Origin of the sequence: Agathobaculum sp. (assembly GCF_022775115.1) — a bacterium.
GTDB lineage: Bacteria > Bacillota > Clostridia > Oscillospirales > Butyricicoccaceae > Agathobaculum.
Genome location: NZ_JALFLA010000024.1, coordinates 1 through 25,403 on the forward strand (window position 1 = coordinate 1; position 25,403 = coordinate 25,403).

Annotated in this window: 25 protein-coding genes, 1 tRNA gene and 1 pseudogene; 7 read left to right on the forward strand and 20 right to left on the reverse strand. The window is 59.8% G+C overall.

What is annotated here, in order from left to right:
* The 4 genes and pseudogenes from MR935_RS03500 to MR935_RS03515 form a co-directional block, all read left to right on the forward strand.
* The coding region (locus MR935_RS03500; RefSeq protein WP_290571138.1) for a DUF933 domain-containing protein at positions 1 to 102 on the forward strand (102 nt) is incomplete at its 5' end.
* A 130-nt stretch (positions 103 to 232) separates the two neighbouring features.
* A pseudogene (locus MR935_RS03505) lies at positions 233 to 433 on the forward strand (IS5/IS1182 family transposase); the annotation flags it as partial.
* Positions 434 to 573: 140 nt separating this feature from the next.
* The gene (locus MR935_RS03510) at positions 574 to 774 is read left to right on the forward strand and encodes a hypothetical protein (protein WP_290571095.1); all 201 of its coding nucleotides are present in this window, start codon (positions 574 to 576) and stop codon (positions 772 to 774) included.
* 66 nt (positions 775 to 840) lie between these two features.
* Positions 841 to 1,143, forward strand: coding sequence for a hypothetical protein (locus tag MR935_RS03515; RefSeq protein ID WP_290571097.1), 303 nt, complete (start codon positions 841 to 843; stop codon positions 1,141 to 1,143).
* Between the two features lie 93 nt (positions 1,144 to 1,236).
* Here the strand turns inward: MR935_RS03515 and lysS are convergent, their stop codons facing one another.
* The 13 genes from lysS to rlmB all read right to left on the reverse strand — a co-directional run bounded on the left by lysS (position 1,237) and on the right by rlmB (position 17,123).
* On the reverse strand, positions 1,237 to 2,745 hold the full coding sequence (gene lysS / locus MR935_RS03520; protein ID WP_290571099.1) for a lysine--tRNA ligase: 1,509 nt from the start codon (positions 2,743 to 2,745) through the stop codon (positions 1,237 to 1,239).
* Positions 2,746 to 2,812: 67 nt separating this feature from the next.
* The gene (greA, locus tag MR935_RS03525; protein WP_290571101.1) at positions 2,813 to 3,286 is read right to left on the reverse strand and encodes a transcription elongation factor GreA; all 474 of its coding nucleotides are present in this window, start codon (positions 3,284 to 3,286) and stop codon (positions 2,813 to 2,815) included.
* 134 nt (positions 3,287 to 3,420) lie between these two features.
* The gene (locus MR935_RS03530; RefSeq protein ID WP_290571102.1) at positions 3,421 to 4,593 is read right to left on the reverse strand and encodes a S41 family peptidase; all 1,173 of its coding nucleotides are present in this window, start codon (positions 4,591 to 4,593) and stop codon (positions 3,421 to 3,423) included.
* A gap of 74 nt (positions 4,594 to 4,667) precedes the next feature.
* On the reverse strand, positions 4,668 to 5,843 hold the full coding sequence (locus MR935_RS03535) for a murein hydrolase activator EnvC family protein (protein WP_290571104.1): 1,176 nt from the start codon (positions 5,841 to 5,843) through the stop codon (positions 4,668 to 4,670).
* A 33-nt stretch (positions 5,844 to 5,876) separates the two neighbouring features.
* Positions 5,877 to 6,761 (reverse strand): permease-like cell division protein FtsX, encoded by an 885-nt coding sequence (gene ftsX / locus MR935_RS03540; protein ID WP_290571106.1) that lies wholly within the window; start codon positions 6,759 to 6,761, stop codon positions 5,877 to 5,879.
* Positions 6,758 to 7,438 (reverse strand): cell division ATP-binding protein FtsE, encoded by a 681-nt coding sequence (gene ftsE / locus MR935_RS03545; protein WP_290571108.1) that lies wholly within the window; start codon positions 7,436 to 7,438, stop codon positions 6,758 to 6,760. Before ftsE ends, ftsX begins: the two co-directional genes overlap by 4 nt.
* Positions 7,439 to 7,619: 181 nt before the next feature.
* Positions 7,620 to 8,711 carry a PucR family transcriptional regulator gene (locus tag MR935_RS03550; RefSeq protein WP_290571110.1) on the reverse strand — a complete coding sequence of 364 codons (1,092 nt, stop codon included), beginning with the start codon at positions 8,709 to 8,711 and terminating at the stop codon, positions 7,620 to 7,622.
* 200 nt (positions 8,712 to 8,911) lie between these two features.
* Complete coding sequence (locus tag MR935_RS03555; protein ID WP_290571111.1) at positions 8,912 to 9,652, reverse strand: pseudouridine synthase; 741 nt, start codon at positions 9,650 to 9,652, stop codon at positions 8,912 to 8,914.
* Between the two features lie 153 nt (positions 9,653 to 9,805).
* Positions 9,806 to 10,300, reverse strand: a complete 495-nt coding sequence (locus MR935_RS03560; protein WP_290571113.1) for a DUF4830 domain-containing protein — start codon at positions 10,298 to 10,300, stop codon at positions 9,806 to 9,808.
* 112 nt (positions 10,301 to 10,412) lie between these two features.
* Positions 10,413 to 11,621 (reverse strand): FprA family A-type flavoprotein, encoded by a 1,209-nt coding sequence (locus MR935_RS03565; RefSeq protein ID WP_290571115.1) that lies wholly within the window; start codon positions 11,619 to 11,621, stop codon positions 10,413 to 10,415.
* Positions 11,622 to 11,803: 182 nt separating this feature from the next.
* Positions 11,804 to 13,888: an elongation factor G gene (locus MR935_RS03570; RefSeq protein ID WP_290571117.1), complete on the reverse strand. Its 2,085-nt coding sequence runs from the start codon at positions 13,886 to 13,888 to the stop codon at positions 11,804 to 11,806.
* A gap of 232 nt (positions 13,889 to 14,120) precedes the next feature.
* Entirely contained in the window at positions 14,121 to 16,325 is a 2,205-nt protein-coding gene (locus MR935_RS03575) for a hypothetical protein (RefSeq protein WP_290571119.1), read from the reverse strand.
* 21 nt (positions 16,326 to 16,346) lie between these two features.
* Positions 16,347 to 17,123 (reverse strand): 23S rRNA (guanosine(2251)-2'-O)-methyltransferase RlmB, encoded by a 777-nt coding sequence (gene rlmB, locus MR935_RS03580; protein ID WP_290571121.1) that lies wholly within the window; start codon positions 17,121 to 17,123, stop codon positions 16,347 to 16,349.
* Between the two features lie 291 nt (positions 17,124 to 17,414).
* Here rlmB and MR935_RS03585 point away from each other — a divergent pair, with 291 nt between their 5' ends.
* Positions 17,415 to 17,606: a hypothetical protein gene (locus tag MR935_RS03585; protein ID WP_442863003.1), complete on the forward strand. Its 192-nt coding sequence runs from the start codon at positions 17,415 to 17,417 to the stop codon at positions 17,604 to 17,606.
* Positions 17,607 to 17,899: 293 nt separating this feature from the next.
* Here the strand turns inward: MR935_RS03585 and MR935_RS03590 are convergent, their stop codons facing one another.
* Positions 17,900 to 19,141: a DUF4317 domain-containing protein gene (locus tag MR935_RS03590; protein ID WP_290571123.1), complete on the reverse strand. Its 1,242-nt coding sequence runs from the start codon at positions 19,139 to 19,141 to the stop codon at positions 17,900 to 17,902.
* Between the two features lie 326 nt (positions 19,142 to 19,467).
* Here MR935_RS03590 and MR935_RS03595 point away from each other — a divergent pair, with 326 nt between their 5' ends.
* A complete protein-coding gene (locus MR935_RS03595; protein WP_290571125.1) occupies positions 19,468 to 19,992 on the forward strand; it encodes an adenine phosphoribosyltransferase in 525 nt (174 codons plus the stop codon).
* 50 nt (positions 19,993 to 20,042) lie between these two features.
* Positions 20,043 to 21,404 (forward strand): NCS2 family permease, encoded by a 1,362-nt coding sequence (locus MR935_RS03600; RefSeq protein ID WP_290571126.1) that lies wholly within the window; start codon positions 20,043 to 20,045, stop codon positions 21,402 to 21,404.
* Positions 21,405 to 21,490: 86 nt separating this feature from the next.
* On the opposite strand, the gene MR935_RS03605 is transcribed toward MR935_RS03600, so the two are convergent.
* The 6 genes from MR935_RS03605 to MR935_RS03630 all read right to left on the reverse strand — a co-directional run bounded on the left by MR935_RS03605 (position 21,491) and on the right by MR935_RS03630 (position 25,291).
* Complete coding sequence (locus MR935_RS03605; protein ID WP_290571128.1) at positions 21,491 to 21,877, reverse strand: RidA family protein; 387 nt, start codon at positions 21,875 to 21,877, stop codon at positions 21,491 to 21,493.
* Between the two features lie 40 nt (positions 21,878 to 21,917).
* Complete coding sequence (typA, locus tag MR935_RS03610; RefSeq protein WP_290571130.1) at positions 21,918 to 23,744, reverse strand: translational GTPase TypA; 1,827 nt, start codon at positions 23,742 to 23,744, stop codon at positions 21,918 to 21,920.
* 163 nt (positions 23,745 to 23,907) lie between these two features.
* Positions 23,908 to 23,981 (reverse strand) — tRNA-Gln (locus tag MR935_RS03615).
* Between the two features lie 133 nt (positions 23,982 to 24,114).
* Positions 24,115 to 24,885, reverse strand: coding sequence for a glycoside hydrolase family 25 protein (locus tag MR935_RS03620; RefSeq protein ID WP_290571132.1), 771 nt, complete (start codon positions 24,883 to 24,885; stop codon positions 24,115 to 24,117).
* Positions 24,882 to 25,058: a hypothetical protein gene (locus MR935_RS03625; protein WP_290571134.1), complete on the reverse strand. Its 177-nt coding sequence runs from the start codon at positions 25,056 to 25,058 to the stop codon at positions 24,882 to 24,884. The genes MR935_RS03620 and MR935_RS03625 overlap by 4 nt, the downstream gene beginning before the upstream one ends.
* The gene (locus tag MR935_RS03630) at positions 25,055 to 25,291 is read right to left on the reverse strand and encodes a hypothetical protein (RefSeq protein WP_442863004.1); all 237 of its coding nucleotides are present in this window, start codon (positions 25,289 to 25,291) and stop codon (positions 25,055 to 25,057) included. The genes MR935_RS03625 and MR935_RS03630 overlap by 4 nt, the downstream gene beginning before the upstream one ends.
* Positions 25,292 to 25,403 lie beyond the last annotated feature (112 nt).

Below are 25,403 nucleotides of genomic sequence, written 5' to 3' on the forward strand. Positions count from 1 at the left end.
GGCTCGCTTGCCGCCGCGCGCGAGAAGGGTCTTGTCCGCTCGGAGGGCAAGGAATATGTCATGCAGGACGGCGATGTGGTGCTGTTCCGGTTTAATGTTTGATGCCGGCAGCGTGTATGCGGACGAAAAAAGAGGATGCCGGAAGGCATCCTCTTTTCAGCCTGTCGAAAAAGTCCGGCTACGGCTGGGCTTTTTCCTATGCATATGATAAAATGAGTATGGGTGATGAAAGATGCTGGAGCGTGGAAAACTGGATCGTGGAATCGTAGAAATGGTAGACACAGAGAGTTTGGTCCCCCAAGACCATCTGCTGAGAAAAATAGATGCGGCGGTAGATTTTAACCGACTGTACGAAATGGTGGAACCACTGTACAGCGAAGATAACGGGCGGCCCAGTGTAGACCCGGTGATACTTTTCAAGATGGTTCTGATCTAACACCTATATGGACTGCCATCGCTGCGAAGAACAGCAGATATGACACGGTGTTTCGGGTCAGGGAAAATCTCCTGCCGGGCGCCGCCAGCATGAGTCAATTTGTAGAAACGCTGTAAACGTTGTGAGGCGGTGAGAGCATGAACCAAGAAAAATTGCAAGCAGCCGTAGCTGCATTTTTGCAGAAAGAGAAACACAATGCTGCTTATTACGACGAAAACCGTAATGAACGCAAGGAGCGAAAGGCGTACTACCAGTCTTTTACCAAGAGAAAGCTGCTTGCTATGACTGAAGATGAGTTCCTTGCGTACATAAGCAAACTTCGGTCAATGCTGATTTGAGGCAACAACAAGTATGTCGTTGACAAACTGCTTGCGGATAACGGTTTTGAAAACGGAACTAAGCAGTTGGTCGAGCTGCTGTATGGCACTGCTGCCATCGAAAAACGATGGAATGATTTTCTAAAGCATAAGAAATATGTTCAAGCGTGCAATATAGCCAAACGGATAGCAGCTATGCTGGCAAAAGCCGGTGCGGAGGATACCGACTTGCTGGCGATGGACTATTTCCTGCAAAGTAAATCAAAAATCCGGCAGGTACGTCACATTTCTGTGGCATACCTGCCGGATGGCTTCTTGCTCTGCGGTGCATCTGCTGCACCAAATCTTATTCTTCCATTTTGCACCGCCCTATATGGGGGCTTTTCTTGAAAATTGCAACAGACCGGTGCATTGTGGTGTAGTGATGTATCAGCCGAGACACTCTCATTTGAAATTCACCGTTACCGCACTGCATTTTGCGTTTTACTGGTCAATCGGCCTCATCGTCGGGAACAGCAGCACGTCGCGGATCGACGCCGAATCGGTCAGGAACATCACCAGACGGTCAATGCCCATGCCCATGCCGCCTGTGGGCGGCATACCGTACTCAAGCGCGCTGAGGAAATCCTCGTCCATCATGCTGGCTTCCTCGTCGCCTGCCGCGCGCAGCGCCGCCTGATGCTCAAAGCGCCCGCGCTGATCAATCGGGTCGTTCAGCTCAGAGAATGCGTTACACAGCTCACGGCCGTAGACAAAGCACTCAAAGCGCTCGGTCAGGCGCGGGTCACTCGGCTTGCGCTTGGCCAGCGGCGATATCTCCACCGGGTAATCGGTGATAAAGGTGGGCTGTATCAGCTTTGACTCGACGTATTCGTCGTAGCACAGGCTCATCAAATCGCCCCAGCTTTCCTTGCCCTTTTCGATCTCCAGTCCCTTGGCCTTGACCGCCTCAAGCGCCTGCTCAGCAGAGAGCGCCATAAAATCAATGCCTGCATATTCCTTGACCGCCTCGGCCATCGTCATGCGCTTCCAGCCCTTGGCAAAGTCCAGCTCGATCCCCTGATAGGTCACCTTGGTCGTGCCGAGCACCTTTTCGCAGACGTGCACGACCATATCCTCCGTAATGTCCATCATGCCGTGGTAGTCGGTAAAAGCCTGATACAGCTCGATCGTGGTGAACTCGGGATTGTGGCGGGTGTCCATGCCCTCGTTGCGGAAGATGCGGCCGATCTCATACACCTGCTCAAAACCGCCGACGATCAGGCGTTTGAGGTGCAGCTCGGTCGCAATACGCATATACATATCAATATCGAGCGCATTGTGGTGGGTGATAAACGGCCGCGCGGCCGCACCGCCCGGAATGGTGTTCAGGCAGGGTGTCTCGACCTCCATAAAGCCGCGTGCATCCATAAAATTGCGGATCTCGCGCACGATGGCCGAGCGCTTTTCAAACACTTCGCGCACCTCAGGGTTGATGATCAGATCAACATAGCGCTGGCGGTAGCGCATGTCGGTGTCCTTCAGGCCGTGCCACTTTTCGGGCAGCGGAGACAGGTTTTTCGACAGCAGCGTCAGCTCCTGCACGGCGACCGATATCTCGCCCTTTTGGGTGCGGAATACCTCGCCCGACACACCAATGATATCACCGATATCGAACTTTTTATAGCCCTTGTATACCTCATCGCCCACATTATCGCGCTTGATATAAAGCTGCAGGCGGCCATAGCGGTCGGACAGGTCGGAAAACGAGGCCTTGCCCATGATACGCTTGGACATCATGCGCCCGGCCAGCCGGACGGTCTTACCCTCCAGCTCGTCAAACCGAGTATGGATATCGACGGTGTGATGATCGCGCGCAAACCGCACCTGCCGGAACGGGTCAGCGCCCGCTTGCTGCAGCTCGGCCAGTTTTTCGCGGCGGATGCGCTTAAGCTCGTGCAGCTCCTCCGCGGTCTGCTCGTTCTCCTGCTGAGACTGATGCTGTTCTGCCATAGTGTTGATCCCATCTTTCTGTTTATAAATCAATGCAGACCGGGGCCGACCCCGGCGCGTGTCCGCTTTACTTGTGGATGGAGACGATCTGGTATTTGACCACGCCGACTGGTGCTTCCACCTCGACGACCGCGCCGGCCTTCTTGCCCAGCATGGCCTTGCCGAAGGGCGACTCATCGGATATCTTGCCCTCCATCGGATTTGCCTCCTGCGAGCCGACGAAGTGGTATGACTCCTCCTCATCGAGCTCGAGATCCTTTACCACGAAGTGGCAGCCGGGAGAAACCTCGTCCGCGGCATAGGTGTCGCCCGAAACAACGACCGCCTGCTTGATGATCTCTTCCAGCTCGGCAATGCGCGAATAAAGCTTGCCCTGCTCGTTTTTCGCCTCGTCATACTCGGCGTTCTCGGACAGGTCGCCGAACGAGCGCGCCTCCTTGAGCTGCTCGGCCACCTCGTCGGCACGAGTGGTCTTGAGGTATTCCAGCTCCTTTTTATAAGCGTCCAAACTTTCCTGTGTCAGCTTGATTTCTTTTGCCATGATCGCAAACCCTCTTAACTCTCAGTGATCGGCCCGATTGCGGCCGTGTAATACTTCCTTATTATAGGTAAGCTCTCCCGCTCTGTCAAGCGAGAGTGTTCATTTTTGCATATTTTTCTGCTGCGGCGGCGCGATCATGCAAGTATTTCGAGCGCTTTTTGCAGCTGTGTGTCGTTTTCCGCCGTCAGAAAGTAAAAGTCCGCGCGCTGCTCGTCGGAAAGCGCGACCTCCACATCTGGCGCGATGCCCACATCGGCCAGACTGCGCCCCTCGGGCGTGTAATACGTCTCGACCGACAGGTTGACCGCCGAGCCGTCCGACAGCGTGTAGGTACGCTGGGCGCGCCCCTTGCCGGTCGTATGCACGCCGACGAGCGTGGCGCGCTCATACTCCTGCAAAGCAGCGGCGAAAAACTCGGCCGCCGAAATAGACCGGTCATCAATCAGCACGGCAAGCGGCAGGTCGAGCATCGCCTCGTCTGAGCTGTACACAGTGCTTTTGCCGTCCTTGCCGGTCAGCGTGATGATCGTGCCCGCAGGCAGCAGCGGATCGAGCATGGCGCTCATCTCCTTGACCAGTCCGCCGCCATTGAAGCGCACATCAAGCACGAGCGCCCGCGCGCCCTGCTCGAGCAGCGCGTCCAATACGGTCTGGAACTGCTCGGCCGAGCCTTCCACAAAGCTCTCGATACGCAGATACCCCACGCCGCCGTCCAGCAGCGTGCCCCATGCCATCTTCTGCGGTACGACCGCACGGGTCAGCGTCAGCTGCTCGACCGCACCGGACAATTTCTCCACGGTCAGCTCGACCGGCTCGCCCTCTTCGCCCTGTATCGCGTCCACTACGGCCTGCGCGCCGTCCGCCGCGACAGTCAATCCGTCCGCGCCGATGATCCAGTCGCCCTTTTCCAGTCCAGCGGCCTGCGCGGGCGAGCCGTCATACACCAGACTGATGCGGATGCTGTCCTCCCTCGTTACAGCTGACGCGCCGATACCGCTGCTTTTGCCCTCCGAACGCAGCGCGTACGCGGCGTACTGCTCGGCCGGTATGTAGCCCGACCATTGATCGTCGAGTCCCGCGATATAACCGGCGGCGGCATAGTCGGCCAGCTGCGCGGTGTCCAGCTCGCCCACATACCTGTCCGCGACCAGCCGGTCGATCTCACGCAGCTTGTTCTGCACGGCCTGCGTGCGCCAGCTCATGCCCACATAGCAGCTTGCAATGCCGACCACCGCCGCCATCACGCAAAGCATGAGCGCTGTGCCAAGCGATATCTGCCGCTCATGCAGCGTTCTGCTTTCCTTCAACCTGCATCCCTCCAAAAAAGGGGGAGAGCGGCGCCGCTCTCCCCCGCTGTGATGCCCCTGCTTGCGTGCTGGGATCAGAAATAGCTCTTCGGATCGACGGTCGAACCGTTAACATACACCTCAAAATGCAGGTGCGGGCCGGTCGAGTTGCCGGTCGAGCCGACATAGCCGATGACCTGTCCCTGCGTGACCGTCTGCCCTGCCGAGACCGCAAAGCCCGACTGATGGCCGTAAGCCGTCACCAGTCCGCCGCCGTGGTCGATGACCGTGTAATTGCCATAGCCGGACGCCCAGCCCGCCTTGAGCACCACACCCGAAGCCGCCGCAACGATCTGCGCGCCGTAGGCCGCGGGGATATCCTCGCCCGCGTGGAACTTGCGTGTGCCGTAGATCGGGTGGGTGCGCCAGCCATACGCGCTTGACGTGCTCGTGCAGCTCGGCGTCGGCCAGACGAGCGTACCGTCGCCCATCGGCACCATGCCCGAAGCCGCCGACTGGCGGCTCAGCGCGGCGATCTGGTCGCTGACCGCGTTCATCTCGGCCGAGAGACGGTCGTACTCGGCCTCGCTCTCAGCCTTATAGGCCTCAAGGCTCTTTTGCAGCGCGGCCTGCTCAGCCTCGCTCGCGGCAAGCTCCTCTACCTTATAACCCAGACTCTGCTGGTATTCCTTCTGCTGATTCTGCGTCTGCTGCAGATCGTCGCGCTTTTCCTCGATGTCTTCCTTGGCGGCCGTATATTCGGCCACGACCTGCTTGTCGTAATCCATGATCTGGGTCACGATCTCGATGCGGGAGAGCATATTGGAAAAGCTCGACGCATTGAGCAGGATGTCCAGATAGGTCGTGTCGCCCTGCTCATACATCTCGCGGATGCGGGTGGAGAACAGCTCCTCCTTGTCCGCCAGCGCCTCCTCGGCCACACCCAGCTCAACGGTCTTCACATCAATCTGCTGCTGCAGGCGCGCTATGTAGTCCTCTACTACGGCGATCTCCTCCCGGGTCAGGTCGATCTCGCTTTGCAGCGCGGCGCGGGTCGCCTCCACGTCCTCGGCCTGCCGGGTCAGCTCGGCGATATGCGCCTTGACTGACGCCTTGCGCTCCTCAAGATCGCTCAGCTTGCTTTTCAGCTCGCCCGCGTCGGCCGCGCCGGCAAACGCCAGCCCGGAGGCCAGCAGCGAGGCGATCATGGCGATCACCAGAATACCCGCGATCGCACAGGAAATCGCGCGGACGGTTTTTTTCTTCATCATAACAGCTATACGCTCCTTTGCTTCTTTCTCCGGTCAAACGTCCATAAACTTGCGGATGCTGGTCACCGAGCCGCCAATGCCAAACAGCACGCCCGCGCCCGCGAACACGCCGAGCACCAGCCACCGCAGCTGCTCAAACGGCACGATCTTAAAATAGGGGATGACGCCGCTTGCCACCTTGGTGATCTCCGCATAAACGCCCCACTCCGCGAAAAAGGCCAGCACACCCGCCATCAGGCCGAGCGCCATACCCTCAATCACAAACGGCCAGCGGATGAACCAGTTGGTCGCGCCGACCATCTTCTGAATGGATATCTCCTCCCGGCGGGCGAACATGGCCAGCTTAACCGTGTTGGAGATAATGAAGATCGAGATCAGCGCCAGCGCCACGACCATGGCCAGCGACACAATATTAAACACGCGCTGCACCTGCACTAGCTTGGCGATGGTGTCCTCGTCCGCCCGGACGCGGGCAACGCCGTCCACCGCGGCGATCTGCTCGAGCGTCTGCTCGGCGAGCGTCGGATCCTCGAGCGTAAAGTGGAAGCTGTTGCGCAGCGGATTGTTCTGCGAGGTAAAGCCGTCCAGAATGGAAGCGTCCTCGCCCAGCTCGAGCCGGTAGGCCTCAAGCGCCTCGTCGCGCGACTCGAACTTGATCGTTGCGATGTTTTCGATCCGATCAAAGCGGCTGCTCAGCGCCTTGGCTTCGCGCGTGGTCAGCGTCTCGTCGATAAAGACGACGATCTCGCTCGACTGCTGCAGCTCCACAATGCTCCGATCAATATTATATGCGATCAGCGTGACGGTTCCTGTCATAAGCAGGCTGGCCAGCATAATAGCGATAGCCGCGATCGACATGAAGCCGTGCTTGAAGATGTTGCGGAAGCCTTCCTTCCAGTAGTATCCAAAACTTCTCATATTTGATAATACCCACCTGTCTGGTCGCTCACGACCTCACCCTGATCGATCACCACAACCCGCTTTTCAAACGCATCCACCAGCCCCTTTTCATGCGTGACGATCAGCACGGTCGTACCCAGCTCGTTGATCTTTTGGAAAAGCGTCATCAGCTCAAGCGAGCGCGCAGGGTCAAGGTTGCCGGTCGGCTCATCAGCGATGATAAGGCGCGGGTTGTTGACCAGCGCCCGGGCGATGGCGACGCGCTGCTGCTCGCCGCCCGAAAGGTTGAGCGTTTTTTCATTCGCCTTGCCTGTCAGCCCGACCAAATCGAGCACATAGGGCACGCGCTCCTTGATCGCCTTGCCTCTCGCGCCGATCGTGCGCATGGCAAAGGCGACGTTTTCATAAACCGTTTTGCTTTTTATCAGGCGAAAATCCTGAAAAACCACGCCGAGCGTCCGGCGCAGATAGGGGATCTGGCGCTTTTTCATCTCACCGACGTTGTAATTGTTGACCAGCACCTTACCTCCGCTCGGGCGCACCTCAGCGGTCAGCAATTTTATCATCGTGGTCTTGCCCGAGCCGGACGCGCCGACCAGAAAGACGAACTCCCCCTCGTCGATGCGCAGGCTGACCTTGTTCACCGCGCGTGTACCGTTGTCGTACACCATGGTGGCATTGCTCATCCGTATCACACACAGTCCTCCCCGGAAGCTTTTTCTTATCAAAAAAGACAAAGGTGCATGGTCCACACACCTTTGTCCATTATAACAGATATTCTCCGGTCGCGCAAGTCGACAATAACTGTCAATGCACGGTGTTTTGCAGCAATATGATGAACAATTTGTAAATATCGCCCAAACAGCGCCCGACCGCTCAGCGCGCGTTTTCCTCGCGGCTGGCCAGATATTTACGCACCATCAGCGCGACCTTGAAGACGATCGCGTGATCAAACTCACGCAGGTCAAGCCCGGTCAGCTTTTTGATCTTTTCCAGCCGGTAAACCAGCGTATTGCGGTGGACGAACAGCTTGCGTGAGGTTTCGGACACGTTCAGGTTGTTTTCAAAAAACTTTTGGATGGTGAACAGCGTCTCCTGATCGAGCGAGTCGATCGAACCTTTTTTGAACACCTCGCTCAAAAACATCTCGCACAGCGTGATCGGCAGCTGATAGATCAGGCGGCCGATGCCGAGGTTTTCAAAGCTGATGATATCCTTTTCGGTATCAAATACGCCGCCGACCTCGATAGCGGTCTGCGCCTCCTTAAACGACTTGGCGATGTCCTTCATCTGCGAGGAAACCGAGCCGATGCCGATCAAACATCGCACCGACAGCTCGCTTGCCAGCGTCTCCTCGATCGCCTGCGCGGTCTTGGCGAGATCCTTGACCTCGCTCCCCGCCTTAACCTCCTTGACAACGACGATATCGCTCTCCGAGATATGCAGCACGAAATCCTTCTGCTTGTCCGGGAACATGCCCGCAACCACGTCGATCGCGGCGATGTCCGCCGGGGGCAGCTGGCGCACAAGAAAAACGACGCGCGGCACATCATTGCCGAAGTGCAGCTCACGCGACTTGATGTAGATATCGCCCGGCAGGATATTGTCCAAAATAATATTTTTGACAAAGGTGGCCTTGTCGTGCTTTTCGTCATACAGGGTCTTGATGTTGTTGATCGACACCGACACCAGCGAGCAGATGCTGCGCGCCAGCTCGTCCTCCCCCTGCACAAAAACAGCGTATTCCAGCCGCGAAGCGCGGTCGCCCGTCGCATGGTAGGTATAGCCGCCAAAGCGCACGATTTCGCCCGCAAAGCCAAGCTCGGTGATGGCTTCCTCCCGCATTTCGCCGATCCGGGGCAGATCGGTGCACGCAACGACCGCGCCGCTCGCATCGACAATGCCGATGGTGCGGTCCACCGTGTCCTTCATCTGCAATATAATCGACTGGAACAACCTTGAAGCCATCTCCATCACCTTTCCCGCATTTTGACCGTCTGTCCGGCCAATCGTGTTTTCTTTCGCCCTCTTACAGGCGGGCAGGCTACCGCCGCCGCCCATTCTGACATTCTTCACAAGAAGGCGGCGGTAACGCTGTACGTTTTAAGTCATTATATCATATCATTCTGCATTTTTGTACAAAAATTTTTAAATTTTTTGTCAATATTTCAAAATTCTTTTTTGCCATCCCGCTCCTGCCCCTGCAGCAGCGCCAGTTCCGCATCGGTCAGCGCGCGAAACGCGCCCGGCGCAAGCGACGGGTCGAGCGCCAGCCCGCCCAGCCACACCCTGCGCAGATGGACAACCGTGCCGCCCACGGCGGCAATCATCCGCTTGACCTGATGGTATTTGCCCTCCCGCAGCGTCACCCGCACGGTTTGCTCGGCTCTGTCCGGCAAGCGCTCCAGCACGGCGGGCAGGCACACCGTGCCGTCCCGCAGTGTCAGTCCCGCGGCGAAGCGGTCGGCCGCGTCGGGCACAAGCGCACCCTCGACCACCGCCTCGTACACCTTGTCGACATGCCGCGCGGGGCTCATCAGCGCGTGGCTGAGCGCGCCGTCGTCGGTGACGATCAGCAGGCCTTCGGTGTCCTTATCCAGCCGCCCGACGGCAAACAGGCCGCGCCGCTGGCTTGCCGGGAACAGCTCAAGCACGGTTTGGTGGCGACCGTCCCGGCTGGCCGTGATGACCCCGGCCGGCTTGTTGAGCATGAAATACCGCTGCGCCTGATAGCGCTGCGGCCGACCATCTACCACGACCACAGCCGTCTCCGGGTCGGTCTTGCAGGCCGGGTCGCGCACTGGCGCACCGTCCACCGTGACCCGCCCGCTCCGAATGAGCGCGCCGACCTCCTTACGGCTGCCGCAGCCAAGCTGTGTGAGCAATTTATCCAAACGCATTGCCGGCATTTTGTGCCTCCCGCCAACCTATTCTAAAGTACAGCATACCACTTTTTTGCAAATTGCACAATAGGCTTCTGAAAAAAAGTATGTTTCTTTACAGGGCGGCAGCAAAAAGGAACGCCGTGCGGCGTTCCCTCTATGTGCGGTGATCCCACCGCCCTATTGCGCGCCCGGCTGCTCGGTGATCCCGTGCACAAAGCCGTCGGCCTCGGCCGCGCTGATATCAGCCGCGATCAGCCTGCCGCGCCGGATAAGCAAATTGGCGGTAACGCCCTGCGCGCCGGTCGGATATTCGGTCAGCTCATAGGTGTAGAGCGTGGCGCGCTTGCCCTGATAGGGCGTCAGGTCAAGTCCCTGCCCCAGTTGTATGGCGTTGTACGCCTGATAGTTGTCGTCAAAGGTCTTGGGTATCTGCACCTCGCGCTCGCTGCGCGGCTCCGGGTTGACCTTCCAGCCCAAGCTCTCCAGCAGTGCGACGCGCTGTTCATTGGTTTTGAGCTTGCCGCTCAGATCGGTCGACTGCGCGGCGTTCTGCGCGCTGACCGTCTCCGCCGCCCGCGGCGAGAGCGCGGCCACGCCCCACACGACCGCGCCGATCACCAGCACGCCCGCTATCGCCTTTTTCACCGTCACCTTGGTTGCATAAACGATCATGGCATTGTCCCTCCTGCTTTTGGTCTATCCTATGCGGGACGGGGACAAAGCAGAACCGCCGCACGCGCATTCATGGGACAAAATGTGCCGCCAGGCGCGGCTGTCCGGCAGCTCAGCCGCAAAGCTGGGCGGCGAGGGTATCAGCCAGCGCGCCGAGCGCAGCAAGCTGGCCCTCGGCCAGCGCCGATTTGACCGCGACCGGATTTTCCAGCACGGTCATATTTTTCATGGTACCGAGTATCGTGGCCATGTGCCTTGCTGCGACCGGCGCCCATGTTCCGTTTTCCAACAGCGCGACTGTGCGGTTTTGCAGGCCGAGCGCCTTGATATCATGCAGATATGCCTCCATCTTGGGATGCAGGCCGCCGTTATAGGTCGGCGCGGCAAGCACCAGATGGCTGCACCGGAAGCTCTCCGCCGCCAGCTCGGAGACATCGGTCTCGGACAGGTCGTACATGGCGATGCCGCGCACGCCCTTTTCGGCCAGCAGACCAGCCATTGCGGCCGCGGCGTTCTCGGTGTTGCCGTACATCGTGGCGTAGGCGATCATGACCGCTTTTCCCTCGGGCTGATAGGTGCTCCACTGCTGGTATTTTTCCAGCAGCGGCGCGATATCCCCGCCACGCCAAACCGGGCCGTGCAGCGGGCAGACCGTGCCGATATCGAGTGCGCTTATCTTTTTGAGTATCGCCTGCACCTGCGCGCCGTACTTGCCGCAGACGTTGGCGTAATACCGGCGCGCGTCATCCATCCACGCCTTGTCAAAGTCGAACTCATCGGTGAAGATATTGCCGCTGAGCGCACCGAACGTGCCGAAGGCATCGGCAGTGAACAGCAGCTTGTCGACTTCCTCGTAGGTCATGATGACCTCCGGCCAGTGTACCATGGGCGCGGTCAAAAAGTGCAGCGTATGCCGGCCGGTCGAGAGCTTATCCCCCTCGCCGACCGTCAGCGTGCAGTCGCTCATATCCGCGCCGAAGAACTGGCTCATCATGCCCAGCGCCTTGGCGCTGCATACCAGCTTGACCTCGGGCCAGCGGCGCCGTACCTCCTCCAGCAGCACGCAATGATCCGGCTCCATATGGTGGATGACCAGATAGTCAAGTGTGCGCGCATTCAGCGCGTACTCCAAATTTTCAAAGAACAGGCGGCCGACCGACTCGTCCGCCGTATCAAACAGCACGGTTTTTTCGTCCAGCAGCAGATAGCTGTTATAGGAAACGCCGCGCGGGATAGGAAACAGGTTCTCAAAGCGGCTTTGACGGCGGTCGCTCCCGCCGAGGTAGACCAAATGATCGTTGATTTTTCTGGTAGTGTGCATCACACAACGCCTCCGTTTGCTTGGTTTTATAATCTGTTAAAATTATAACATAGTCGGCGGAACAAGTCCACATACGAGACGCCACATAATGTAACAAAAAATTTACCAAATAAGTATACCTTTTTGACGCGAATAAAAAAACCGACCGCGTTACCGCAGCCGGTTTCCAGTGTTATCCTTTTTTATTCCTTGCTCAGCGCTTCCAGCCTTGCCTTGTTAGCGGCAATGACCTTTTCCTGCACCGGAGCGGGCGCTTCGTCGTACCGTTCAAACTGGGAGACGAACGAGCCGCGTCCCTGCGTCATCGAGCGCAGTGTAATCGCGTAATCACTTAGCTCAGCCATCGGGCATTCGGCAATGATCTCCTGCTTGCCGCCCTCGACCGGGTTCATGCCCATGATGCGGCCGCGGCGCTTGTTCAGGTCGCCGATCACATCGCCCATGTGCGAATCCGGCACCAGTACCTTAAGCGAGCAGACCGGTTCGAGCAGTACCGGGCTGGCGTTGGGGATGCCCGCCTTGTACGCCAGACGCGCCGCCATCTTGAAGGACAGTTCGTTGGAGTCGACGTCGTGATACGAGCCGTCCAGCAGGGTCGCGCGCAGGCCGACCAGCGGATAACCGGCAAGCACGCCGTGCTCCATGGCCTCACGGATGCCCTTGTCGACCGCCGGGTGGAAGTTCTTGGGCACCGAGCCGCCGAAAATCTTTTCCTCAAACAGATAATCGCCCTCGGTATACGGCGCGAACTCCATCTTAACGTGGCCGTACTGTCCATGTCCGCCCGACTGTTTCTTGTGCTTGCCCTCGACCGTGACCGGCTTGCGGATCTTCTCGCGGTACGGCACGACCGGCGGGGTCAGCTCGACCTCGACGCCGAACTTATCCTTCAGCTTGGCGCACAGCACATCCAGATGGATGTCGCCCGCGCCGGAGATGGTGTGCTGCTTGGTTTCCGGGTTAAACTCGGTCTCAAACGACGGGGCTTCGTCGTGCAGGCGGGCAAGACCGGCGGAAATCTTTTCCTCCGCGCCCTTTACCTTGGGCGCGATGCCCTGCGTGTAGCACGGCTGGCGGAACGCGATCGGCTCCAGCTCGACCTTGCGCACGCTCATCGAGAGCGTGTCGCCCGTCTTGGTGGTGACCAGCTTGGAGACTGCGCCGATATCGCCGCAGCCGACCACCGGGACCTCTGTGGTCTTTTTGCCGCAGACGGTGTAGATGTGTCCCATCTTTTCGTTGGCGTCCGCGCGCTTGTTGACCAGCGTCATATCCTGCTTGACCTCGCCCGACATGACCTTGAAGTAGGAGAAGCGGCCGTATTGGTCGGCGACCGTCTTGAATACCAGCGCGCAGGTCGAGCCGTTGGGGGTGCAGGCGATCTCGGTCAGCTCGCCCTTTTCGTCCTCGCACAGCTCGGCAGGCTTCTCATCGGGTGAGGGCATGAACTCCGCAATGCCCTTGAGCAGCGCATACGAGCCGACGCCGGTGGCCGCCGTGCCGCAGAACACCGGCGCGATGACCAAATCCCTGACGCCCTGCCGGATGCCCGCGATCAGCTCCTCGTCGGAAAATTCCTCGCCCGCGAAATAGCGCTCCATCAGCTCCTCGGACAGCTCCGCGACGTTTTCACACAGCGCCGCGCGGTGCTGGTTGACCTTGTCGACCATATTGTCCGGGATCGGTATCTCAACGCGCTTGTTGCCGTCCATCTTATAGGCCTTGCGGATGACGCAGTCGACCACGCCGACGGTATCGCGGTTGCCCTCGAAGATGGGTACGACGATCGGCGCGACGCTCACGCCGAACTGCTTTTGCAGCTTGTGCAGCGCGGTGTAGTAGTCGGAGTTTTCCTCGTCGATCTTGGAGATGTAAAACATGCGGGGCAGGCCGCGCTCCTCGCAGCGCTCCCACGCCTTTTCCGTGCCGACGCCCGGGCCGGACTTGCCGGTGGCGACGATCAGCGCGGATTCGGCCACGCGCAGCGCGCAGTCTACCTCGCTTTCAAAATCGAAGAAGCCCGGCGTGTCGAGCAGGTTGATCTTGCAGCCGTTCCATTCGACCGGCGCGACCGCCATCGAGATCGAGAACTTGCGCTTGATCTCCTCAGAATCAAAATCGCATACGGTATTGCCGTCCGTGATCTTGCCGACACGGTCGGTCACACCGGCGGTGTTAAGCAGGCTTTCGATCAGCGAGGTCTTGCCGTCGCCGCCGTGGCCCATCAGACATACATTGCGGATCTTACTAACCGGGTAATTGGCCATATGTAAACACTCCCCTGCCCTTGCCATTGTACGGGCACTGTGATAACGGGAGCAACACTCCCTGTTTGTTATTATACACTACTCCTCGTCTCTATGCAAGCTGTTTTTTGTGCATTTTTCATGCTCCTTTGCGACCAAACGCACACCCTGACACGGCACGGCGGCAGAAAAAGGACGGCACCGCAGTCCTGCGGCACCGCCCCTCCATTCCTGAGCGCGCACGCGCCCCTTTTCAATGTGTCTGCTGGGTGATGATGAACACCGGCACATACCAGATCAGCAGGTACAGCAGCAGGTGCAGCACGGGCAGCGCGCCGACCGCGTTCTGATACACCAGATAGAACACGATCAGCATACCGCAGATGCCCGCGAATGTACCCAGCGTCAGGTTCGAGCGCACCGCACCGGCCAGCTTGTCCGCGCAGCGGAGCACCTGCACCAGCGGCCCCGCGCCCTCCCGGGTCAGGATGGCCGCGGGCGCGTCGCCCTCGGTGTACTCATCGGCCAGCATACGCGCGGCCGATGCGGGATCGGGCTGGTCGGCAAAGCCTCGGCGCAGGTCGAACTGTCCCTCCACCATTGCGGGCGAAATGTTGAAATCCCGCACGGCCAGCGCGGCGTTCATGTGCATCCGCCGCATCATCCGCATGGCGTGGTAGGTGCTCTTGGTCGGCTGGTAGCGCAACGTGAGCACACCGGCCAGCGTGTTATCTACGACCAGATATGCATTCACATGGTCGCCCTGCCCCGAACGGATGCGTATACCCAGCTTGACCATGAGCGCGGGCGTACCGAGCACCACGCGGCTGCCGCCTATCTCGCCGGCCACACCGCCCTCGACCAGCTGCACGCTGCGGGCGGTCAGCGTCACACCATAGCGCTCGCGCGTCGCCTCGGTCAGCACGCGCCCAAGCGTCAGCCCGGCGGCGTCGGTCAGCGCAGCCGCGCAGGCGAGCACCTTGTCGTCCGACATCTGCCCCATGTTCTGCAGCGCCTCCAGACTGACCGAGCCAGCCGGGAATAGGTCGCTCTCGCGCAGCACGACCTCCTCTGTGCCGCGCAGCAGATTGGCCTGCCGCGCGCCCGCAATGGCCGCGCCCGAGGCAAGCAGGCGGCGGGAGACGTTCTTATAGCTCGCGCCGAACGCGCACAGCATGCCGAGCGGCGCGGAGACCGAAAGCACAGCCGAGAACGCCCAGAAGAAACGCAGCGGCTCCCCCCGTCCGACCGAGGCCACCAGCGCGAAAACGACCGACGCGGCCAGCGCGACCGGCACATAGATCATGGAAAAGCGGTCGACCGTGTCCGGCCGCTCCATCTCGATGAGAAAGGCCCGCTCGCTGTGCAGCGGCCCCTTGACGGCGCGGCAGGCATCGTCCTCCCGGTCATAATGGCTGTAAACGGCCATGGGGCGCTCGGCCGAGCAAATGGCCTGATACGCCCGCGCCCGCGCAGCCATGCGCCCGCGCTCCTCGCGCATCGCCGCGTACAGCATCAATATGCTGACCGCGAGATACGGAACGGTAACGCCCGGCGCATCCTCGAACACGACCAGCGACGCGCCGTGCAGCAGCGCCGCGACCACCGCGACCGACACCAGCGTAGCGCGGTCAGGCGCGCCGTGGAACAGGCTGTAAAAGCCCATACCAAACACGTCGATGCCCAACAGCAGTGCGATAAATTGCAGCAAAATGAGCGCGCCGATGGCGATCGACGGGTTTTCCACCGCGTCCAACACGACCGGCACAGGCAGCGCGTCAAACCCGGGCGCGATGCTCAGATAGGCCGCGGCGGCGGCCAGCAGCAGCACAAGCACCGCGCGCACCGACAACCCTCGTGCGCGGCGCTTGAAGGCGCGCACGGCCTGCTTAGGGTCACGCAGCTCGATCTCGGCCTCCTCCTCGGCCTGTTCGGCAGCAATGCGCGCGGCTTTAGCCTGCTTACGAGTCATCTTTTCCGCGCGGGGTGTACGGCGGGGAGCAGGCGGCACCGCGTCCTCCTCGTCACGGGCGGCGCGGCGCGCGGCTCTGGCGGTTGCGGCGGTCTCGGCCTTGGCCTGCCGCGCGGCGATGCGCGCGGCGCGCGGGTCCTCTCTCTCCGCCGCCGCCGCGGGGGGCGGTGTGTCCTCCTTCGCTGTCGGACGACGTACCGGACGCGGCTGCCGCGCGGTCTGCTCCGGCACAGCCTTGGGTGCGGCCGCAGCCTGCGTACGCGGCGGCGCCTGCCGGGGCGCGGACTGCGGCGGCGCGGCCTTGGGCGCGGACTGCACCGGCGCCTGCCGGGGTGCGGTCTGCGGCGGCGCGGCCTTGGGCGCGGCGGGCGCACCGCCGGTCACTTCGGCAATGATCGAATCGAGGTCAAACTCGCCGCTGTCAGGCACATCGTTCAAGAAATCCTTGATCGCGTCCAGATTCATTGTATCGTCTTTTCTGTCCATATCGTTTCCCGTTTGCCTCCTTTAATCGGCCTTCATGCGGCGGCGCACGGCCTCAAACAGCATGACTGCCGCAGCGTTCGAGGCATTGAGCGAATTGACCCGGCCACGCAGCGGGATGCTGACGATGTAGTCGCATTTTTCTCTGGTCAGTCGGCCAAGCCCCTGCCCTTCCGAGCCGATCACGATCGCAGCCGGCCGGTCGAAGGCCGCTTCATACAGGCTGACGTTGCCGTCGGCCTCCGCGCCGAACAGCCACACGCCGCGCTCCCGCAGCGTGTCGAGCGTGCCCGCCAGATTGCCTGCCTTGTGCACGCCGATATGGGCCAGCGCGCCCGCTGCCGCGCGCGCCACCGCCGCCGTCAGCCCGACCGCGCGGCGCTTAGGAATGATAATCCCGTGTGCGCCTGCCGTCTCGGCCGAGCGGATGATCGCGCCGAGGTTGTGCGGATCCTCGATGCCGTCGCACACGACAAGCAGCGGCGGCTCGCCGCGCGCCTCGGCCACGCGGAAGATATCGTCGAGCGAAACATATTGCTGCGCGGCGGCTTGCGCGATCACACCCTGATGGCTGCCCGTCGGGCTCATGTGGTCGAGCTTGCGGCGGTCGCACACGACCACGGGCACGCCGTTCTTCTTCGCTTCGGCCGCAATATCGCCGCCGCGCGCGCCCCCGGCCAGAAATATTTTGTCCACCGCCCGACCTGCGCGCAGCAGCTCGAGCACCGCGTTGCGGCCCTCGATGAGCGTGCCGTCATCCTCGGCGGGAGAACGGCGGCGGTTGTTTTTTTCATAAGCCATTGCTGATCCGCTCCAAAAATGTTTTGCAGTCATTATACCACAGCGGCAGGCATCTATTGCGTAAAGGCGCTTGTCCCATGCGCCGCTGGTGGTATAATTATAAAATACTTGGTATAATGGCTGTCTTGCGGCTATTATACCACAGCAGCAGGTGTTTTTTCAAGCGGGAGCACACACCGTCCCAATTAACTTAAAATGTTGGTGAGCGAAACCCCGGCGATTTTACCAACAAGCATTGTTGTACATAGCTCCATGTCATGGTATGATAAGCTCCATAAATTGGAATTTAGAATGCTGTCAAAAATCAAGCCATACGGATTCACTTTGTTTGCAAAGCGCTACGGAGAAAAAACCCTTTTGGATTGTCTCGAACGCAATGAAAAAGCCGGTATCGTATATCATCGTGAAGGGCTCACCGGCGGTTATGATGATTTCGATGATGTTGAAGCGCTCGTCCAATTTATCCAAACAGGAACTCGATAACTTCCAATTTATCTGATTGTTGAAAAGACTTTGCCTTGGATCGGCGAAGTCTTTTCCGTCATTTCGACGAACCAAAAGTGAAATACTTAAGGTAACGCCGCATAATTCGGCAAGAGCGATTTGCGATAAAATTTTGTGTACTGACGAGGCAGAATTTTGCAGTAATACTTGATGTATTACAAGAAATTGCAACGAAATCAGGGCGCAAAATTTTCGCAAAGCGCCGAAGGCGCAATTGTGCGGTGTTGCCTTAAAACCAACACATTAAATGAAAAGGGAGCGCACACCGCGCCTTACAGCGCGCGGCTGACCCCGTTGATCGTGGCTGACTCGCCGCCCTCCAGCGGGATCAGCAGGCATTTCTGTCCGCTCACCACCTCGGTGCGCACCTGCCCGGCCTTGTCCGCGGGCATACGCAGCACGATCTGCGCATCATCCTCCTGCCACGGCGCGCTGCCGTCCTCGTCCGCGCGCTCGGCCAGCTGCTGGCGGAGCACGGCCACCTTCTGCTCCAGCTCGGCCGTGTGCGCGCGCACCGCGCCCTCGGCCACCACCTTGCTGTCCAGCACATTGGCCGCCGCCGGGGGTACGTCGCCAAAGGACTGCGCGTAGCTCTTCTCGAGCCGCTCGCGCACCGGTGCGGGCAGTTCGATCTCGTCCGCCAAGCCGCTGACAACCTCAGCCGTCAGGCTGACCGGCGGGAGCGTCTCGTCCTCCTCGCGCTCGGCCACCATGCCGCTAATGCCCTGCTGTATCCGGAAGAAGGCCGTGTCGGCCTGTTCTTCCTCCTCGCCAAAGGCATCCTTGACGATGGTGTGGAACAGCTGCTTTTCCTCCGCCGCCGTGCGCTGCGGCACGCAGCCGAGCACCTTTTCCACAAACTCCGGGTGTGAGGGCTTGCCGGTTTTAATGTAGTACATCACGGCGTTTACATCGCTGCCGCGCCCGCTGAACGCCGGGTAAACAAAGCCCAGATCGGGCAGGCCGACCACCCAATCGCGCACACGCGCGCCGATGCGGTTTTCCTCCTCCCGGTAGCCGAGCGCGGGCTTGGCCAGCTCGACCGGGCAGACCGCGCACAGGATGTATTCATACACCTCGCTCGACTCGTCCAGCTCGGCGCCGTCGCTCGTTCTGGTCATCACATCGTATATATCGTGGTACACCAAGATCAGATAATTGCCCGGATAGGCGTACTGCTCGATGACCTGCTCATACAGGCGGTCGAGCAGCTCCTCGCCGGACAGCTTGCTCGCCTTGAGCGCGAGCAGGAACTTCTGCCGCTCGGCTGCGTCCTCGCCGCGGTCAAATTCCAGCTCGAGCAGATTACCGCCCAGCGTACCGGACAGCGTTTTTTTGGCGATCTCCAGATATTTATAATACTCGTCCTCCTCCAATTCGGAGAACTGGCGCACAAACTTGAGCACGACCTGCTTGCCGCTGTTGACATAGCAGCCGCTCATTCTTCCAAAGCTGCACTCGCTCTTTTTCAGCCGGCGGCGCAGCTCGTTGACATCCTTCTTGGTGATATTCATCTGTCTCGTCCCTTTCTGCCGGCCGCCGCGCACACTGTGTGGCCGCAGCCTGCCTTATCAGTATACGGCATCCGAGCGGACAAAAGCAAGGGCGGATTTCGGCCGCACCCCGCCCGCCGCCGCAGCCGCGGCGACGCGCGCGTCGGTGAAAAGTGAATGCAAAAACGCGGTGCAAGGCGCATACATTTTATTATTTTGCCGAATTTTCCGTTTTGCTCTTGTCAAGTGTCAGAAGTTTGTTACAATGGTCTTATGGCCTGCCGCGGGTCGATGCTCACGATCCGGGCCGGTAAGACGGGTGCCGCCCGCAAAAAGAAGGAGGAAAAATGCGCAAAATAGAGGATTATATCACCAGTATCCCGGATTTCCCTGAGCCGGGTATCATTTTCCGGGATATCACCACGGTGATCGGCAGCGCGGAGGGCTTGCAGCTTGCGGTAGACGAGATGGCCGCGCGGATGGATGAAGAGGAGTTTGACGTGATCGCCGGGCTGGAATCGCGCGGCTTTCTGTTCGGTATGCCCATCGCGTACAAACTGCGCAAGCCGTTCATCCCCATTCGCAAAAAGGGCAAGCTGCCGCGTGAGACTGTCGAGGCCAGCTATACGCTGGAATACGGCGTGGCGACCATCGAGGTACACAAGGACGATGTAAAGCCCGGCGACCGGGTCGTGCTGGTCGATGACCTTATCGCCACCGGCGGCACGCTTGAGGCCGCCGCCCGCCTGCTGACTCAGCTTGGCGCCAAGGTGGTCAAGATCGTCTGCCTGATGGAGCTTGCGGGGCTGCACGGGCGCGACCGCATCCAAGACTATACGGTGGAATCCATCGTGTCTTATGAGGGGAAATAGGCATACCGCCTGCAAACTGTGGAAAGAATGAAATTTAAGGGGGTAATCGCATGTTTGAAAAAGTATTCAAGCTGTCCGAAAACAAAACCAATGTCAAAACAGAGGTCATAGCCGGTATCACGACCTTTATGACCATGGCCTATATCCTTGCCGTCAACCCGAGCATCCTGAGCGCGGCAGGCATGGATCCCACCGCCGTGCTGCTGGCGACCGCGCTGGCCTCCTTCATCGGTACGGTGTGCATGGCGCTGATGGCCAACCTGCCGTTCGCGTTGTCGGCCGGTATGGGCCTGAACGCCTATATGGCCTATACGGTCTGCGGTGCTTACGGATACAGCTGGCAGATCGCGCTGCTGGCCGTCTTTGTTGAGGGCTTGGTGTTCATCGTCCTGTCGCTGACCAACGTGCGCGAGGCCATCTTCAACGCCATCCCGCTGACGCTCAAAAAGGGCGTTTCGGTCGGCATTGGCTTGTTTATCGCTTTTATCGGCCTGCAAAATTCCGGCCTGTGCGTCAGCGGCGCAACGCTCGTCACCCTGACCAGCTTTAAGGACAACTTCAACACCCACGGCATCTGCGCGCTGCTTGCGCTCATCGGCCTGTTCATCACCGCCGTGCTGTATATCTACCGTGTCAAGGGCGCTATCCTGTTCGGCATCCTGCTCACATGGATTCTCGGTATGCTCTGCCAGCTGGCCGGCCTGTATGTACCCAATCCCGAGGCCGGCTTTTACACGCTGTTCCCCACGCTGACCATAACCGATTTCAGCCGTCTCGGCCTGACCTTTGCCCAGTGCTTCTCGGTCGATTTTAACGCGGTCGGCATCATCAACTTCATTGTCGTTGTGTTCTCCTTCCTGTTTGTCGATATTTTCGACACGCTGGGCACGCTGATCGGCGTTGCCACCAAGGCGGACATGCTCGATGAGCAGGGTCGTCTGCCGCGCATCAAGCCCGCGCTGATGGCGGACGCCATCGCCACCTCGGCCGGCGCGGTACTCGGTACCTCGACCACGACCACCTTTGTCGAATCTGCCGCGGGCGTAGCCGCCGGCGGCCGCACCGGCCTGACCGCGCTGGTCACCGCCGTGCTGTTCCTGCTCTCCACGCTGTTCGCCCCCATCTTCACCGCCATCCCGTCCTTTGCCACCGCGCCCGCGCTTATCATGGTCGGCTTTCTGATGGTCGGCACGGTGACCAGCATCCGCTTTGACGAGGACAATCTGACCGAGGCCATCCCCGCCTATCTCGCGCTCATCGCCATGCCGCTGTTTTACAGCATCTCTGAGGGCATCGCCATCGGCATCATCTCCTATGTGGCGCTCAACCTTGCCACCGGCAAGGGCAAAAAGGTCGCCCCGCTGATGTATGTGCTGGCAGTACTGTTCATCCTCAAGTATATCTTCCTTTGATCGAAAAAGCCCCGTATAAACGGCAACCCCCGCGCATATTGCCTTCTCAGCAGTATGCGCGGGGGTTTTTTTCATGCCTGCGGCTGTCAGCCGAGCGCGGCGATGACCTCGACCTCGACCTTGGCGCCGAGCGGCAGCGCCGCGACCTGCACGCACGAGCGCGCGGGCGCGTTTTCCGGAAAATACTTGCCGTAAACGCTGTTGAAGGCGGCAAAATCGCCCATATCAGCGAGAAAGCAGGTGGTCTTGACCACGCGGTCAAACGAAACACCGGCCTCGGCCAGCACATATTGCAGGTTGCGCATGACCTGCTCGGTCTGCGCCTCGATCGTCTCGGCCTCGATCTTGCCGGTGGCGGGGTCGATCGGCACCTGCCCCGAGGTGTACAGCATACCGCCCGCGACGATCGCCTGCGAATACGGTCCGACGGCCTTGGGCGCAAGCCCGGTGTGGATCACTTTTTTGATAGACATAGGTTGTTCTACTCCTTTATTATGATATCAAAGTTAGATGTCAGCCCTTTTTGCTCTTGGTCTTTTTGAGCCGCTCGGTGTTGGACAGAATCTTTTTACGGATGCGCACGCTCTCCGGCGTGATCTCGAGCAGCTCATCATCGCCGAGGAACTCAAGCGCGGCCTCGATGGACATTTGGCGCGGCGGGATGAGCCGCAGCGCGTCGTCCGAGCCGGAGGCGCGCATATTGGTCAGCTGCTTCTTTTTGCATACGTTGACGGCCATATCGTCGCCCCGCGGGTTCTCGCCGATCACCATGCCCTCATACACCTGCGTGCCGGGGCCGATGAACAGCGGGCCGCGTTCCTGCGCGTTGAACAGGCCGTAGCCGACTGCCTCACCGGTCTCAAAGGCGATCAGCGAGCCGGTCTGCCGCTTGGATATCTCGCCCTTGTACGGCTGGTAGCTGTGGAATACCGAGGACAGCACGCCCTCGCCCTTAGTGTCAGTCAAAAACTCGGTGCGGTAGCCGAACAGGCCGCGCGCCGGGATCAGAAATTCCAACCGCATCCGGTCAGCGCCCTTGGGGTTCATCGAGACCAGCTCGCCCTTGCGCGCGCCCATCTTCTCCATGATCGAGCCGACCGCATCGAGCGGCACATCAGCGATCATGCGCTCGACTGGCTCACACTGAACGCCGTCCACCTCGCGCAGCAGCGCCTTGGGCGCGCCGACCTGAAACTCATACCCCTCGCGGCGCAGGTTTTCAATCAGGATGGAAAGGTGCATCTCGCCGCGGCCGCACACACGGAAGGCGTCGGTCGTGTCAGTCTCGTTGACGCGCAGCGAAACGTCCTTGAGCAGCTCGCGGAACAGGCGCTCGCGCAGGTGGCGCGAGGTAACGTACTTGCCCTCCCGCCCGGCAAACGGCGAATCGTTGACCGAGAAGGTCATTTCGACCGTGGGCTCGGAGATCTTGACAAAGGGCAACGGCTCCACGCGTTCGGGCGCGCACAGCGTTTCGCCGATGGCAACGTTTTCAATGCCGGAAAAGCAGACGATCTCGCCCGCCTTGGCCTCGTCAGCCGGCTTGCGCTCCAACTCCTCAATGGTGTAAAGCGTGACGAGCTTAGCGTTGTACGGCGTGATGCTGCCGTGATAATCGCACACGGTCACGGTCTGGCCGACCTTCATCGAGCCGCGCTCGATGCGGCCGATGCCGATGCGGCCAACATAGTCGTTATAGTCGATCGAGGAGACCAGCATCTGCGTCGGCCCATCGAGATCGACCTGCGGCGCGGGGATGTGCTCCAGTATTTGCTCGAACAGCGGCGTCAGGTCGCTCCCCTCGGCGGTCGGACTCATCGAAGCCGTACCCGCGCGGCCCGAGCAGTAGACGATCGGACTGTCCAGCTGCTCGTCGGTCGCGTCCAGGTTGAGCAGCAGCTCAAGCACCTCGTCGCCGATCTCGCCCAGACGCGCGTCGGGACGGTCGATCTTATTGACCGCAATGATGATCTTATGGCCGAATTCGAGCGCCTTTTGCAGCACAAAGCGGGTCTGCGGCATCGGCCCCTCGGCCGCGTCCACCAGCAGAACGACGCCGTCGACCATCTTGAGGATGCGCTCGACCTCGCCCGAGAAGTCCGCGTGCCCCGGCGTGTCGACAATGTTGATCTTGACATCCTTGTAGTGCACCGAGGTATTCTTGGCCAGAATCGTGATGCCGCGCTCACGCTCGATATCGCCTGAGTCCATCACGCGCTCCTCCACCACCTGATTTTCCCGAAACGCACCGGCCTGCTTGAGCATCTGGTCGACCAGCGTGGTCTTGCCGTGGTCGACGTGCGCGATGATGGCGATATTTCTCAAATCGTTTCTAACCATAATGCCTCCTGAAAAGTGGAACAGAGCTTTATTTTTTCACGAATACTATTATATCCAGTTGTCTGCCGGATTTCCAGCCGCCAAATGGTCAAAATTGCCCGAATTCTGCCCGAAGTTTCTGTGAAAAAGAGAAAAGACCATCGCAAAAGCGATGGTCTTTCAGTGGCAGCCGGACAAGGATTCGAACCCAGACAAACAGAGTCAGAGTCTGTCGTGCTACCATTACACAATCCGGCTATCTTCGCCATGCGGCGGTCCTGACCGCTGCTGACGAAGATTATTATACCCAACGGGAGGGGAAAAGTCAAGGTATTTTTTCGGTTTTTCAGAATTTTTTTGAAAAAGACCGCTGCGGGGCGTATGCCCCGCCCTACGCGTCGTACACGCCGGCACGGTCGTTGATGACGAGCGCGCGCACGAGGTCGTGCGACAGATCGACCCGCCCGTCCGGCTCGGGCCGCAGAAGCCCGCGCGAAATGAGCTTATCGACCGTCGCCCGTCCCCATTCGGGCACGTCCTTCGGATATCGGTAAACCGCCATTTTCTTCTCCTCCTTCTTCCATGCTGTGCGGCAGACGTTCCGGTCGACCTTGCCGGTCACGCCGTCGACCCGTCCCGCGTCGGTGTACTGCCAGACGTCGTACTGCCCGTTGTAGGTCAGCGTGTCCGCCCACTGGGCGACCCAGACCGCGTCCGCGTCCACCTTGATATAGTCCGTAAGCCAGCTCTTGGAGGCGTACACCCCGCATTTTCGTCCGGACGCCCGGATTTCGTCCACGAACGCCTGTGTGATGGCCGAGACGTTCCGCTTGGTGAACAGGAAGCCGTGCTTCTTTTTGTAGCCGTCCGCGTCCTCCATGTCGAACCAGACCGGCTGGTCGAGCGCCCGGCCGTTCAGCACGGCGAGCAAATGCTGCGCCTCGCGGCGGGCGTCCGCCGGGGTGAGCGCGTAGCTGTAATGATACGCGCCCACGAGCAGACCGGCGCGGCGTGCGCCCTGATAATTTTCGTCGAAGCGGTCGTCCACGCCCGACTTTCCGTAGGCCGCGCGCAGAATCGCAAAGCGAATGCCCGCGCGCGCCGCTTTTTCCCAGTCAACCGCCCCGTTGTGGCGGCTGACGTCGATTCCCTGCAGCTTCATTCGTGCGGCTCCTTTCGCGTGAAGTAATAGGTCACGATCGCCGTCACGATGGACGCGACAAACTCGGGCGGCATCGCGACGTTGTTGCGGATGGCCTGCACGCACACGACCGTGATCAGCGCGAACGTCACGATGCTCTTGACGTCCAGCAGCTTCATGAGTCTCTCCTTCATGGCTTCCCTCCTCTCATCAGTGCTTCGAGGTCAGCGATCCGGTGGTTCGCCACCTTGATCTGCTCCTCGACGACCGGCATTCGCCGGGCGAAATTGTTGTGCTCCCGCACCTCGCGGGTCAGTTCCTCCAGCCGGGTCTCGGTCACGGCCTGCGACTTGCTGTTGCTGATAAGCACGCCGGCCAGCGTGATGCAGCCGGTGATGACTGCGACAATAATTTCGGTCGGCACGATTATTCCTTTCCGAATTGGCTTTCCAGCATATATTCGATGTTTGTAATATAGTGTCCCGACCCAGCACCTTGCACCATACTCGTGTCGCCTGTCGTTATTCCCGGATAACAAA